Source organism: Amedibacillus sp. YH-ame6 (assembly GCF_053848845.1).
The window spans coordinates 1-14,466 of record NZ_JBSPEZ010000032.1 but is presented as its reverse complement, the minus strand read 5'-3'; the positions used below and the strand labels follow the sequence as shown (position 1 = coordinate 14,466).

The 14,466-nt window shown below is 35.0% G+C and carries 13 protein-coding genes; 12 read left to right on the top strand and 1 reads right to left on the bottom strand.

Features of this window, described 5'->3' with window-relative positions; genetic code table 11:
- Nucleotides 1-43: 43 nt before the first annotated feature.
- From uvsE to ACWG0P_RS14685, 10 genes are all read left to right on the top strand, one after another.
- Nucleotides 44-1,300 carry a UV DNA damage repair endonuclease UvsE gene (gene uvsE, locus ACWG0P_RS14730; protein WP_455802379.1) on the top strand — a complete coding sequence of 419 codons (1,257 nt, stop codon included), beginning with the start codon at nt 44-46 and terminating at the stop codon, nt 1,298-1,300.
- A gap of 46 nt (nt 1,301-1,346) precedes the next feature.
- Nucleotides 1,347-1,934, top strand: coding sequence for a hypothetical protein (locus tag ACWG0P_RS14725; RefSeq protein WP_455789367.1), 588 nt, complete (start codon nt 1,347-1,349; stop codon nt 1,932-1,934).
- A 125-nt stretch (nt 1,935-2,059) separates the two neighbouring features.
- Nucleotides 2,060-2,410: a hypothetical protein gene (locus ACWG0P_RS14720; protein ID WP_455793337.1), complete on the top strand. Its 351-nt coding sequence runs from the start codon at nt 2,060-2,062 to the stop codon at nt 2,408-2,410.
- A gap of 14 nt (nt 2,411-2,424) precedes the next feature.
- Nucleotides 2,425-3,390 carry a helix-turn-helix transcriptional regulator gene (locus tag ACWG0P_RS14715; protein WP_455802378.1) on the top strand — a complete coding sequence of 322 codons (966 nt, stop codon included), beginning with the start codon at nt 2,425-2,427 and terminating at the stop codon, nt 3,388-3,390.
- Nucleotides 3,391-3,418: 28 nt separating this feature from the next.
- Nucleotides 3,419-4,882 carry a DUF2779 domain-containing protein gene (locus ACWG0P_RS14710; protein WP_455802377.1) on the top strand — a complete coding sequence of 488 codons (1,464 nt, stop codon included), beginning with the start codon at nt 3,419-3,421 and terminating at the stop codon, nt 4,880-4,882.
- 15 nt (nt 4,883-4,897) lie between these two features.
- Entirely contained in the window at nt 4,898-5,821 is a 924-nt protein-coding gene (locus ACWG0P_RS14705) for a magnesium transporter CorA family protein (RefSeq protein ID WP_455802376.1), read from the top strand.
- A gap of 479 nt (nt 5,822-6,300) precedes the next feature.
- The gene (locus ACWG0P_RS14700) at nt 6,301-6,762 is read left to right on the top strand and encodes a hypothetical protein (RefSeq protein ID WP_455802375.1); all 462 of its coding nucleotides are present in this window, start codon (nt 6,301-6,303) and stop codon (nt 6,760-6,762) included.
- Between the two features lie 363 nt (nt 6,763-7,125).
- Complete coding sequence (locus tag ACWG0P_RS14695) at nt 7,126-8,994, top strand: YgiQ family radical SAM protein (protein WP_455802374.1); 1,869 nt, start codon at nt 7,126-7,128, stop codon at nt 8,992-8,994.
- Nucleotides 8,995-9,345, top strand: coding sequence for a CidA/LrgA family protein (locus tag ACWG0P_RS14690; protein ID WP_455802373.1), 351 nt, complete (start codon nt 8,995-8,997; stop codon nt 9,343-9,345). It abuts the gene before it with no gap.
- Nucleotides 9,306-10,049, top strand: a complete 744-nt coding sequence (locus ACWG0P_RS14685) for an LrgB family protein (protein ID WP_455802372.1) — start codon at nt 9,306-9,308, stop codon at nt 10,047-10,049. Before ACWG0P_RS14690 ends, ACWG0P_RS14685 begins: the two co-directional genes overlap by 40 nt.
- A 25-nt stretch (nt 10,050-10,074) precedes the next feature.
- Here ACWG0P_RS14685 and ACWG0P_RS14680 read toward each other — a convergent pair whose 3' ends face one another.
- A complete protein-coding gene (locus tag ACWG0P_RS14680) occupies nt 10,075-11,955 on the bottom strand; it encodes a peptidoglycan-binding protein (RefSeq protein WP_455802371.1) in 1,881 nt (626 codons plus the stop codon).
- A 265-nt stretch (nt 11,956-12,220) separates the two neighbouring features.
- On the opposite strand from ACWG0P_RS14680, the gene ACWG0P_RS14675 reads away from it, so the two are divergent.
- Nucleotides 12,221-13,198, top strand: a complete 978-nt coding sequence (locus tag ACWG0P_RS14675; RefSeq protein ID WP_455802370.1) for a zinc dependent phospholipase C family protein — start codon at nt 12,221-12,223, stop codon at nt 13,196-13,198.
- Nucleotides 13,199-13,257: 59 nt separating this feature from the next.
- Nucleotides 13,258-14,193 (top strand): dipeptidase, encoded by a 936-nt coding sequence (locus ACWG0P_RS14670; RefSeq protein WP_455802369.1) that lies wholly within the window; start codon nt 13,258-13,260, stop codon nt 14,191-14,193.
- Nucleotides 14,194-14,466: the final 273 nt, after the last annotated feature.

The following is a 14,466-nucleotide window of genomic DNA, read 5'->3' as shown; positions in this document are numbered from 1 at the left end:
AAAAATAAAAAGAATCCATACTAGAAGAAAAGGAGTGGTCTGTATGAAGATTGGATATGCATGTATATTTTTAGGGGATGAACAATCACGTCAAAGAACTTGTACTTTAAAATATATTACAGAAGAGAAACTACAAGAAATCATATCTCATAATTTACAAGCATTGCGACGTATTTTGGCGTTTAATGCAGCACATAACATTATGATGTATCGATTATCATCGGATATCATACCGTTTGGTTCTAGTCCAGTGAATACGTTACCTTGGCAAAGTATATATCGAAAGGAATTGGAGGAGATTGGCAATTTTGTAAAGGAGAAGGGGATGCGGGTTTCCTCTCATCCAGGGCAATATACCATATTGAATGCGTTAAATGTGGAGATTATAGAACGCTCTAAATTAGATTTAGAATACCACTGCAGTATCTTAGATATGATGGGATTAGATTCTTCACATAAAATGGTATTGCATATTGGTGGGATTTATAATGATAAAGATTGCGCTATGCAACGTTTTATAGATGTGTATCGTACACTTCCAGAACATATACAAAGACGATTGGTTATCGAAAATGATGATCGTTATTATACTGTTGAAGATGTTTTAAAAATATCTTCATATACACATATACCAGTCGTGTTTGATAATTTGCACCATGAGATACTACCTCCTGAAGAATATAAAAGTATAGGTGAATGGTTAACGTTGGTACGTGATACATGGAAGAAGGAGGATGGTGTACAAAAGGTTCATTATAGTGAACAGGCAGTAGGGAAGCGATTGGGTGCGCATGCACAACATGTTACTAGTAATGTGTTTTTTTCATTTCTTGCGCAAGTACCTTTTGATGTGGATGTGATGTTAGAAGTAAAAGATAAGAATATTTCAGCTTGTAAGATACAATGTTTGTTAGAGCCTAATAATGCATGTTTTTATGAGGAATGGAAGTATTATAAATATTTGTTCTATTTACATTCCTTAGCAGATTATACGTATTATGAGTACTTGTTTAGTGAGCATAAGGATATCGATCGTATGGATTTTTATCAACTGGCAGAACGTTATCTTCGTGAAGAAGTGATGAATGAAAATTATCGTATGCTATTTCAATTCATAAAGAGAAATTGGCAAGATATCGTTAGTGAGCGTTCTATGAAACTTTACATACGAATGATGGAAAACTATTGTGAAAAGAATACGTCTTCTTCACTTTTTGTATCCGCAATCTATCGTATTGCCACTAGAGAGCAGTTAGTAGATGAAATAGCTGGTTCGATATTGTTGCAAATGTTGGTATAAAGCACTTGGTAGTTGTTCATAATATGTTTGACAGGAGGATATAAACATGAAAAGTTATCTAAAAAAATTTGGCTGTCTATGTTTGATGGCAGGACTATTAGCAGGGTGTAGTATGAACGATACTGCAAAAGAAGATATGAATAAGGTGAATAAATCCACCGAGAAAGCGGCAGATGATACAAAGAAGGCTGCTGATAAGGCAAAGACCACAACTGAGGATAGTATTGATAATGTGATGAACTATTTCACTACTAAGGGTATTGCCTATAATAATATGCAAGCAATTGAGAATATGGATTTTGCTGCTTATGAAGGTAGGTCTTTCATGATGAATGATAAGACAGCATATTTGTATCGTGTGAAGTCTGATGATGAAAGTATGAAAAAGGTCATGGATGAAGCTAAAAATAATGGAAAAGTAAAAGTGAAGGTAGATGGTAAGGAACAGGAGTATGGTGCACAAGTAAATGGTGATTATTTATTGTTGTATGACACAACTGCTAATACTGCAGATTTACAAAAAGCCTTCCCAAATTATCAACCAACAGGCGTTCATGGAAGTAATGCAAATGAAGATATGAATGGTACAGGTTCATCCACAGAAAACAACACAACAAACGATATGACAGACTAACCAGAGAAATTCTGGTTTTTTTATTTTGTTAGAGAAAAAAGTGATATAATATTTATATTATTACATGTATAATGTAACAATAGGGTTTATCATATAGACAAGAAGAGAAATGAGAGGTAATTTATATGATAAACGAAAGAACATTAGCAAAACAATTATTAAATGCAGTATGGGATGAGAATGTAGAACTAGCAACGATTGTATTGGAGGCAGGGGCAGATCCAAATTGGATTTTTAATGGGTATCCAATTTTGTTGCATGCGGTCTTTACTTGTAACAAAGAAATGGTGATGACTCTAATCGAAGCTGGGGCTACACAGGTAGAGGAAGCTTTAGGATTTGCTTTGGATCGCGGGATTGGGGAAATGGTGTTTCCACTTGCATTCTTAGGAATTGTACCGAAAGCTGAAAAAGTGAAGAAAGTATTTGGTCCTTATCCATCTCGTTACTGTCCACTTGATTATGTATATGAATGAAAGGTAGGATAAGTATGTCAAGAAGTGCTTCTTGTATTCAAATGTTATTGTTGTTGAAAGCTAGGGGCTTTATGAGTAGAAGTGAATTAGCGCAAGAACTTCAATGCAATGTCAGGAATATAGCAGAGTATAAAAAAGAATTAGAAGAGGCAGGCTATCACATAGATAGTACAACTGGTAAATTTGGTGGGTACACTCTACATCGAGGTACCCTTTTACCTGTGCATAGTTTTACTCCATATGAAGTAAGAGCACTTCAAGAGGCGCGCTTATTTATTCAAAGTCATCATGATTTTTTGATGCGACAAGAGTTTGAAAAAGCGATGGATAAAGTACAGGCAAATCTTGTATCTAATACAAAAGATAGAGATATTTATATGGAATATGATGTAGAACCTATTACAGAGCGTATGAGAAAAGCCATTGGGGAGTGTGAACAAGCCATCAAAAGCGGATTAAGATTAGAGCTGGGGTATCGCTCATTGCGTTCTAAGGAAGTCCAAAAGGTACAGGTAATGCCTTATGAGATATTGAATTATAAAGGGAGCTATTATTGCATTGGGTATTCTTTGAAAGCGAAAGATTATCGAACCTTTAAATTTAGTGAAGAGCGAATGAAAGAAGTTGTGATGTTAAATATTCCGTTTCAAAGGGATATGGATTTCAAATTAAAAAATCATATTGGGGAGAGTGGTTTGGTGAAAGATGAAGTGTTTGAACTGGATATGTATATTTATAGAGAACGTGCAAGACGTATTGCGGAGAAAAGAATAGGAATTGATCCTAAGATGGAATGGATGGATGAAGATACGTTACATTTTACAACCATCATGGAAGGGGAGATAGAGTGTATTGCATTTTTATTATCTTTAGGTGCAGATGTGACATTGTTGTCTCCAGAGCATTTGAAATTGAAAATGCTACAAATAATAAAAGATATGGGAGAGGCTTATTCTAATTCTAGTCATTCTCTGTTATAATTCTACATAAGAAAGAGAAGTGAACAGTATGTACCATTTGTCAGATATAAAAAAAATGGAACGTTGTCCTCGTTTTTTCTGGCTTTCTAGAAAAGAACGTAAGGATTTTGTGCCATTCATCAACTATAATGAAAATATGAGTGATTTAGTACGTGAGTTTTTGATGATTCAAGATGCTTTTGTTGGTAAAGTTGGAGATGAAGGTAGTCTTGCTTTGGATGCTTTTCATGAAAAGAAAACATTAGTAAATGCTCGTTTTGTGTATCGTGATTTACGTGTGAAAGCTCCTGTGTTAGTACAAGAGGCAGGCGTTGTTACCATGTATATGACGTATCGTAGTTGTTTTCCAAAAGAAAAGGAAGCACAATACATTGCGGATACGTTAAGTGTATTAGAAAAATTAGATGTTCATGTAGATCAAGTGCTTGCGATTCATTTGAATGCTAATTATGTACGTGAAGAGGATTTGGATGTAAAAGAATTGCTTGTTGTTAATCAACGTTTGTTTAATAATAAAAATAAAGCACATACAAGTATTTATGAGCTTGTGGATGAATGTAAACGTGATATAGATGAAGTAATTGATGCGTTGATTGCATGTGAATCTATGGATGAGATTGCTTATGAACGTACACCCAACTGTACAAGAGGGTTGAAATGTTCTTTTTATGAAGATTGTTTTTATGAAGATGTGGAAGATACGTCTATTCTTCATCTTGTACAATCCGCGCATAAGTTTACGATGAAAGAAGAAGGAATAGATGATTTGAAAGATGTTGATGTGGAACGGATTGAAGGAACACGTCATCAATATGCACAAATTATGGCTGCCAAACTTGGTGGAGAATATGTTGATAGAAAAGCTTTACAATGTTGGATAAAGGATCATATTACATATCCGATTTCGTATTTGGACTTTGAATGGGAAACATATGCTTTTCCTCCTTATACTGGAATGAAGCCATATGATGTATTGACTTTTCAATATAGTTTACATGTGGAACATGCTCAAGAGGAAGAACTACAACATCATGGGTTTATTGGAGAAGGTGATTGTAGAGAAGAATTTATAAAAGATTTGTTGGCGAATGTGCCAAAGAATGGAAGCATTCTTGTGTTTAATATGGAAGGTGCAGAAAAACTACGATTGGTACAATTGGCACAACAATTCCCACAATATGAAGAAGAATTAAAACAAGTGTGGTTAAGAATGGTGGATTTATCATTGCCATTTTCTACTGGGAATGTATATGATTTAAGAATGCAAGGTGGATATTCTTTGAAAACATTGGTATCTATTTATTCAGATTATACCTATCAAGATCTTGCGATTTCCTATGGCATGGATGCGGTAGATAAGTGGCGTCAATATCATGAAGCAAATCCAGAAGAAAAGAAGGAAATCTATGAACAACTTACCCAGTATTGTTCTATGGATACGTATGCAGAATATATTGTATATCATGCATTAAAAGAACTTGCTTCAAAATAAAAGGGAGGTGTCTGGATGTTTTATAACTTTTCGCAAGGACTACAAGAAATTGCCTATGAAGATGTAAAAGAAAATGATTTGGTGTTTGGAATTTGTAAAGGAACTGAATTGGAATTGTTTGTGAAACAATTTCAGTTTTCTGTGAATACACTACAAGAATACTTGCGTTCTTCTCATACGATTCATAAAATGGATTCGTATTATGGATATGATTTTGGACTATTACATGTGTTGCGCCCAAGTGAACAAGGGTTTCAAAAAATCAAAATTGCATTTTATGTAACGGAACACTTGGTGTTGGTAGTCTGTGATGATGAAGAATACGAAAAGACCTTATATGATGCAGTGGATAAGATGAATGCGAAAACATATTGTTTGGAGCATATCGTGAGTGCAGTAATGAACTGTGTCATTGCGGGAAATTTAAAGATGTTAGAAGACATTGAAAATAAACTAGCTGATTTGGATGAGGAAATCATAAATAATATAACGGATGGATTCAATCAGAAAACAAGGTTTATTCGTAATGATTTATTGTTTTTAACGCATTACTATGAACAATTGACAGATGTTTGTGAAGAACTCTTGCAAGATGAAAACAACTTCTTTGTGAATCAAGAAATTCATCACTTGCGTATTTTGGCAGATCGCATTACACGTTTAAATGGAAATGTGCATATGTTAAAGGACTATATGTTACAAATACGAGAAGCATGTCAATCACAAATGGATATAAATATGAATCGTATTATGTATATTTTTACAGTTGTGACGACTATCTTTTTACCACTTACCTTGATTGTAGGGTGGTATGGTATGAACTTTAAATTTATGCCAGAATTGCAGTGGCAATATGGTTATATTACGGTGATAGTTTTATCCGTATGCATTATCGTTGCATGTATTTGGTTCTTTCGAAAGAAAAAGTTGTTAAAATAAGTTGACAAGGGCTAACTTTTTGTATATACTTTAAGAGAAGTTAGATAAAACTAACAATTAGAGAGATGGGTTCCTTTCCCGTTATTCTTCCTTGAAACTTTACAACCAAACCTCTAACTTCTTAAATGACAGTGTGTACGCTGTCATTTTTCCTTTGTGTCACGCAGGGCATACAACTAGGGGTAAGGTCCATCATGGATATTTGTATTGAAAACTTCTAGCCAAAGAAAACAGTTTATTCATATGGAAGATACGAAAAGAAATATAGATGTTGAAATCGTAAAGAATATTGAGAATAGCTGGGAATGTGATGTATCGTTATACGTGAACAATCATCTTTGAATCTATCTTTAATACTGTAAAAGATTATTTTGCTTTTGCGTATTTAGAATGATAATATATATATAAGGAGAGTTCATGAAAAACGAATTATGATCTCCATAAGTCGCTCAAATTTAAGGGTAGAAAGAGGGTAAAATATGAAAAAAACATTATTTTTATTGCTATCCATCATGCTTTTAGTTGGCTGTTCTAAAATTGAAAAATCTACTGAGGTTACAGTTAAGGAGTGTGCAATCAGCGAGAACAAAGAGTCTTTGAAAATAGTTATAGAACATATCACACCAAAACAATATGATGTTGTGTATACTGCTTATTTGTTCCTTGATGAAGATGAAAATGTTAATAAAAATTTATCTGCTATTGTAAATGTAGGAATTGTTAAAAATCATACGGTCATTGGGACAGACAACTCATGGGGAGATTCCCATGTTCAAGCCTTCACATCATTTGATAAAGATGACAGGTTTACTCTTATTGGTAATATAGCTTATGAGAACGGATCTGAGAAATATAATGAAGAAGATATTATTGAAATGAAACTGCAAAAGTCTGATGGTAAATACAAAGTAAATATTGTTGACTTTACTACATTGGAGTAACCTGATTTTTATTATCTTAAAAATCATTTAGATTACTATATTTGATTCTGATTGAGAACAATAGGGGGAACCCAGGTTTAACTACTTGGATATACTCCTATTTTTCTTATGGTTTTCTATAAATATAGTATTGTTTTATACTGCTTAATGCTATCTATTGATATTCACACTTGCGAAAAACGGCAACTTTTATCTTATGTTTTCTTTGTTGTTTTAAGGAAATTGTTCTATCAAAGTTCAAAAAGGATATAAGGAAAACAAATTCTAAGATATAATTAATGTATTAGTACAAATAAATCATATAGTGAATAGACAAAATGAAAAAGTATGGTACTATAGTAAAACAGAACAGGAGTGATGTATATGGCATTTTTACCAACAACACGAGAAGAGATGATTGAACAGGGGTATGAGTATTTTGACTTTGTATATGTATGTGGGGATGCTTATGTGGATCATCCATCTTTTGGGTGTGCAATCATTACACGTGTTTTACAAGCATATGGGTATACTTGCGCCATTTTAGCACAACCTGATTGGCATAATGATGAAGAATTTTTACAATTTGGTGAACCACGTTTAGGATTTTTGGTTTCTTCTGGTAATATTGATTCCATGGTAAATCATTACTCCGTTGGAAAGCGTAGAAGAGATAGTGATTATTATAGTGATGAAGGGGTTATGGGAAAACGACCAGATCGTGCTACAATTGTGTATACACAGATTTTGAAGCGTTTATTTCCGCATAAGGCAGTTATCATTGGAGGGATTGAGGCAAGTCTCAGAAGACTTTCTCATTATGATTATTGGGATGATAAAGTACGACGTTCTATTCTTATTGATTCTCAAGCAGATTTGTTATTGTATGGGATGGGAGAAAATAGCATTGTAGAACTTGCGGATGCCTTAAATGGTGGTTTAGAAGCAAAGGATATTTGTTATCTTCGTGGAACTGTTTGGAAGAGTAAGTCGATAGAATATCTTGGGGAGCATATCATGTTACCAAGTTTTGATGAAGTAGTGAAGGATAAAAAGACATATGCAAAAAGCTTTCATGTTCAGCATGAGAATATAGATGCGATAGCAGCGCATGTGTTAGTAGAGCCTTATGATGGATGGTATGTTATTCAAAATCAACCTCCATTGCCTTTGTCACAAGAAGAAATGGATTTTACATACTCCTTACCATATGAGAGAACGTTTCATCCAAAATATAAATACATACCTGCTATTGAAGAGGTGCAGTTCTCCATTGTAAGCAATCGAGGATGCTTTGGTTCTTGCGCATTTTGTGCGATTACGCATCATCAAGGTCGTGTGATTTCCACGCGTAGTAAAGATAATATCGTAGAAGAAGCTAAACGGATTACAGAAATGCCGAATTTTAAAGGATATATTCATGATGTTGGTGGTCCTACTGCCAATTTCTCTCGCGAAGCATGTGATAAACAACGTGAATATGGAGCGTGTAAAAACAAAGAATGCTTATTTCCGAAACCTTGTGATAATATGAAAGTAGATCATTCTCGTTACTTAGATATTTTACGTGCAATACGAGAGCTTCCTAATATTAAGAAAGTATTTATTCGCTCAGGCATTCGTTATGATTATTTGATGTATGATAAAAGCGATGAGTTCTTCGATGAACTTGTAAAACATCATATCAGTGGACAATTAAAGGTGGCACCTGAACATATTAGTCCTGCTGTATTGGATAAAATGGGAAAACCTAGAAAAGAATTATATTTAAAATTTGTTGAAAAGTTTAAGGCAAAGAATGAAGAATTCCAGATGAATCAATTTATTGTGCCTTATTTGATGAGTTCTCATCCAGGTTCCGATTTACATGCGGCAATTGAACTTGCTTGTTACTTAAAAAAGATTCACTACACACCAAAACAAGTACAAGATTTCTATCCAACTCCAGGTACACCAGCAACCTGTATGTATTATACGGGATTGGATCCAAAAACAATGAAGCCTGTGTATGTCGCAAAAACATATGAAGAAAAAGCAATGCAAAGGGCACTTATGCAATTTACATATCCAAAGAATTATGATTTGGTTCATAAAGCATTAAAAGAAGCGGGACGAATGGATTTGATAGGGAATGGACCAAAGTGTTTGATTCCATTTCATAAATCTGGAAACTCTTTCCAACACAAACCTTATGGGAAAGTGAATCAAGGGAATGCAAAGGCATATCCTAAGAAAAAGCGACAGGTGAAGTAAATGAAGATTTTTAGAGAGCTTATTATTGTATTTGGAGTGTATTATATCGGAGAGTTTTGTGCCAAAGTGTTTGATTTAGTGATACCAGGAAGTCTGATTGGTATGGTAGTATTGGTCGTATTGTTACGTTTTCGTGTGGTGAAGTTAGAATACATTAGTAGTGTATCTGATTTTTTGTTGGGACATCTTCCATTCTTCTTCATTCCTGCGGGGGTGGTGTTGATTTCTGTGTTTCCCATCATTGCAAAGAATTGGATTTGGATTTTATTGTTGTGTATAATTACAACCTTTCTTACAATGGGGATTAGTGGTTGGAGTCTACAACACTTTATGGAGAAGAAAACAAAATGATGGATGCATGGCTACAATCGCCCATGTTCGGAATCTTGTTATCGCTCGTTGCGTTTGAAATTGGGTTGTATATACAAAAGAAAACAAAGCTAGTGATTTTAAATCCATTATTGGTTGCGATTATATTGATTATTATTAGTTTATTATGTACGGGTATAGATTTGAAAACATATCAAATAGGGGGAGATATGATCAATCTATTTCTAGGACCTGCGACAGTGGTACTGGCAGTTCCGCTGTATCAACACTTGCATAGTTTAAAGAATTATTTTTTTCCTATTATGATAGGGATTGTTGCGGGTGTGATTAGTGGATTATTGAGTACTTCACTGTGTGCATATTTATTTCATTTTGATGCGAGTATTGCGGCAAGTTTGATGCCAAAATCAATTACGACTCCGATTGGGATTGAATTAAGTGCAGAATTAGGAGGGATTCCTGCTATCACTGTATTGACAATCTTGATTACTGGAATCATAGGAGCGGTGATGTCTGATTTTGTATTTCGTTTATTTCGCATCAAACATCCGATTGCAAGAGGTATTGCATTAGGGGCTAGTGCACATGCAATCGGTACGACAAAAGCGATTAGTATGGGGAAGATTGAAGGGGCTATGAGTTCCTTAGCTATTGGGGTTACAGGGATTCTTACGGTTTTGTTGGCACCAACATTTTGGGCATTGATACAACAGATTTTCAACTAAAGAAGAGGCAATTTGAATGCCTCTTTTATAATTCTTCGCTAATTTGTGATAATACATCCTGTGTAAGTTCATCACTTTCCCCATGAACAGGTAAGCCCATCATGCGTTGAAATGCTTTTATTGCATTTCTTGTTTGTTCATCATAGGTGTTTGTGAGGGATACACTAGGCATGGCAGGATACACGCTCGCAACACTTTGTAGTTGATTTTGTAAATCTGTTATGGAAGTCAATGAAGAATTACTTCCATTTTCTATTTGCTGGGCAGTTTTAAATATGCTATCCCATGTAGAAGGACCTACAATTCCATCCACTCCTAAATTAAAGAGACTTTGATATTCACGTACGCCATCTTCTGTACGTGAGCCAAAGATTCCATCCGCTACTACAAGAGGAATACTAGGGTATTGTTTGTTGATGGTAATCAAAGCATTCTGTAAAGCAAGAACGCTATCTCCTACACTTCCAAGTTGCAAAGGTGTTCCAGGGTAAGGGGGTGTATTCGTATTTGGTATCTGATTCTCTATAGATGTGTATATTTCATAAATTCTCTCCCAAGTAGCTTGTCCAACAAGTCCATCGGCAGTAAGCCCAAATCTTCTTTGGAAGGCAAGCACTGCATTTTCTGTAGTTCTTCCAAATCTACCATCGATGGATACCGCTGGAATCTCAGGATAGAATAAAGAAATAGAAGAAAGGTAGTATTGCATGAGTTGCGTTTCTACGCCACGATTTCCAACACGTAATACGCTTCCTTGCCACTCACCACTGTATAAGTTTGCTAAATGTCCCAAAGAACCTAATTCCGCTAACTTTCTTACAGCTACATAAACAAAGCTTATTTTGTAATATGTGGCTCTTCCTACAATACCATCTACGGTAAGATTGAATTGTCTTTGAAATACACGCACAGCTGCTTCCATGGTGGGAGTAAAGATACCGTTCACTGGAAAAATAGGTTTGATATTAGGATAGTTGATGGCGATGCCATTCAATTGGGCTTGTAGTTGTGATACCACAGGACCTCGATCCCCTAGACGTAATGGAGTACCTGGATAAGACGATTGAATTGCCTGCATATTATTACTGGATATGATACGCACTTGATCTCCATAATAATAACGTAAAATGCGCAATGCATCATATCCACGATTCGCAAGGTCTAAGGTACCCCATTGTTTCATGCCAGGACATTGCGCGATTTTTCCATCACAATATTCCGCATAGAATGGTTCTTGAAAGTTTCTTTTCTGCAAGTATTCATTAAATACTTCATCAACAATCGCAGAAATATTGTCATAAATATTACGATTCTTTACGAATGCCTGGTCATAAGCAGTCGAGTTGGTAATATCGAAATTGTAGCCCTGACTTGGATACCATTCAGTAAATACTCGATTTAACACCAATGAAATTTGTGCCCAGATGTTGGCTTTCAGTGCTTCATACGGCCAGGTAGGATAAACTTCTGAACTTGCTACATTTTTCAAATAGTATATAAATGGTACCGTCAGGTTTTCAGCGTTACTAGTAGGTCTTCCTAAATGAACGGTAATATTTGTTGGGATGATGACTTCACGTAACATGATGGTCTTTCCTCCTTGTAGTTCCATGGAAGGTGAACTGGCTCTACATTCACTTTGCGAAGTTTGTAATTGATGCATAGGGATTATAGAAACATAGTCCTCATGAAACAAATTTTGTTCGCAAGGAATCATAGGGATAGATATGGTAGAATGTAAGTTCGCAAAAACTTGAATACCTTCGATTCTTTGTGTTCTAAATCCAAGCTTACGCACCTCTAAATGATACGTTGCATAAGCTTCCTTTGCACCTTCTGTTAAGGCATCACAAGATGCAGGTACAAAGAGTGCAATGTCCATACTCATCCCAGTCTTATCGCTCATAAAAAAATCTTCATAGTCTAGACAACCATTCTTCTTTTGAAAGATACGAAGATACACTTCACCAATAGGAAAAGCTTCACTTGTAATGGTTGTCTTTATCTGTAAGAATCCAGTTGCGATACGATCACCCCCTACATTACGGTATGTGAGTTGGGTAAAATGGCATGGTATGAATGCCTATGGAGGTAGAAATTTGTAAGAAAAATGCTACGATAGAAATCCATCGATGTGGTATAATAAACATGTTGATAAAGGAGTGAGCAATATGCCAAATATTATCACGCATAAATTATTCGCAGAACGTGTGTTTACACAATTACGTAAACAAGATATCAAAAGAATTATTGAACAACATCCACAGATTTTCTATATAGGATGTAATGGACCAGATTTTTTATTCTTTTCCAATAGTAAGCCATGGCATGCTCATCGCTCTCATAAATTGAATCGATTAGGTAGTCAAATGCATGCAAGCTTGATCAATGAATTTTATAACACGGCAATAGAGTGTGTAAAACAACAACAAGATGAAGTTACGAAAGAAACTATGATGGCGTATTTATTTGGTCATCTATGCCACTGGGCACTTGACAAAACTACACATCCCTATGTTTTCTATCGTACGGGAAACTGTAAAGGTTTGAGTGCAGGGTATCATCATCGATTTGAATCCATGATGGACACCATGATGCTAGATAAATTAAAAGGCATTGATATTACAGAATTCAGAAGTCATGAGATGTGTGCTTATGATGAAGATATGTTAAAGGCAATCGCTCGTATTTATGTACCAGTCGCAAAGAAGGTATATCATACGGAAGTGAAAGTAAATGAATTGCGTAATGCATTAGATTCTTGGCAAGATATTCAAAAGATGTTATACGATCCAAAACATATTAAGTATTATGCATTGAAGAGTGTGGAAACGATATTGCGTAAACCTTGGGCAATCTCCGGAAATGTTGTGAAACGTAAGATTGATGATCGATTTGATATTTTAAATGAACATCATACTCTTTGGTTTCATCCTTGTGATGATCATATCTCAAGTAATGCATCGTTTATGGAATTGTTTGAAGAAGCCGCAGATATTGCTCTTTGTGTGATTGAAAAAGCATATGGTTGTATCGAATATGGTGCACCTACAACTACGTTGTGCGAGGAACTACAAGATCAAGCATACGATAGTGGTATGAGTGGTGAACGTGAAATGAAGTTTTTTGATATTATTTATGAAGCATAACATCTGTACCAAGTACAGGTGTTTTCATATAGTATAGAATATATAGGAGTGTGAAAAAAATGGAAGTATTCGATATGCATGCAGATATTGGGTATGATGTCATGCAAAAAAGAAAACAAGGATATCATGGAGATATCCTAAAAAGATTTCATGTAGATAAATTAAGAAAAGGAGGCGTAAGCTTTCTTTGTATGGCCTGTAATTTTGAAGGAGAAGAATCTTGGCAAGATATGCAAGAAATGATCCTTGCTTTAAAAGAAGAAATCGCAAGTTGTGAGGATGTAGATTTAATACTTGATAAAGATACGCTACTTCTCGACAATGGACACATAAAGGCAATCATTACTGTCGAAGGAATGTGTGGAATACGAGAGGATGCTGCTATAAAGGTAGAATGGTTGTACCAACAAGGCGTACGTATTGCATCCTTATGTTGGAATGATGAAAATGCATTAGCAAGTGGTGTACGAGGAAACAAAGAACATGGACTTAGCGAAATGGGGAGAGAAGTCATTGAAAAAATGATGGAATTGAATATGGCTATTGATGTATCTCATGCCAATGAGAAAACATTTTGGGATATTATGCAATATAAAAATGCAGTTGTACTAGCTACTCACTCAAATGCAAGAGATTTATGCGAACATCCTCGCAATTTATACAAAGATCAAATGAAGGCGATTCAAGAACATCAAGGGATTATAGGAATTGTTAGTGCACCTTTCTTTGTTCACGAAGATAAAGAAAAACAGGATATGAAGCATATGATCGAACATATGAAGTATATTGGAGATGTCATAGGAAGGGATCGTATCTGTCTGGGTCTTGATTATATGGATTTCTATGAAGGATACGATGAAATACATGTAAAAAATTTGAATGATGCGTCGTTTACACAAGCGTTACTAAAAGAAATGGATAAAGAGTTAGATGAAATCAATGTTGCGATGATTGCACTAGGGAATGCGTTACGCTTTCTTGCGAAAATAATATAAAAAGGATGGTATAGGAAATCATATGATGATATTCTATACCATTTTTTTATCTATTAGGAACTTGCATAATTTAAGTGGAAATGAGAGAAAACGAAAAAAGCATGACGAAAAGGCTCTAAGAAGAGCCAAAGAAGGACACGACAAGTTTTTAGGGAGTGTAAAATAAAGTGTGTAAATTAGATAAGCGTACGATATCTAATATGCACACTTGTTTTATTTAATAAAAATGTGATAAATTATAAAACTGAATATGAAAGAGGTAAAGACCATGAC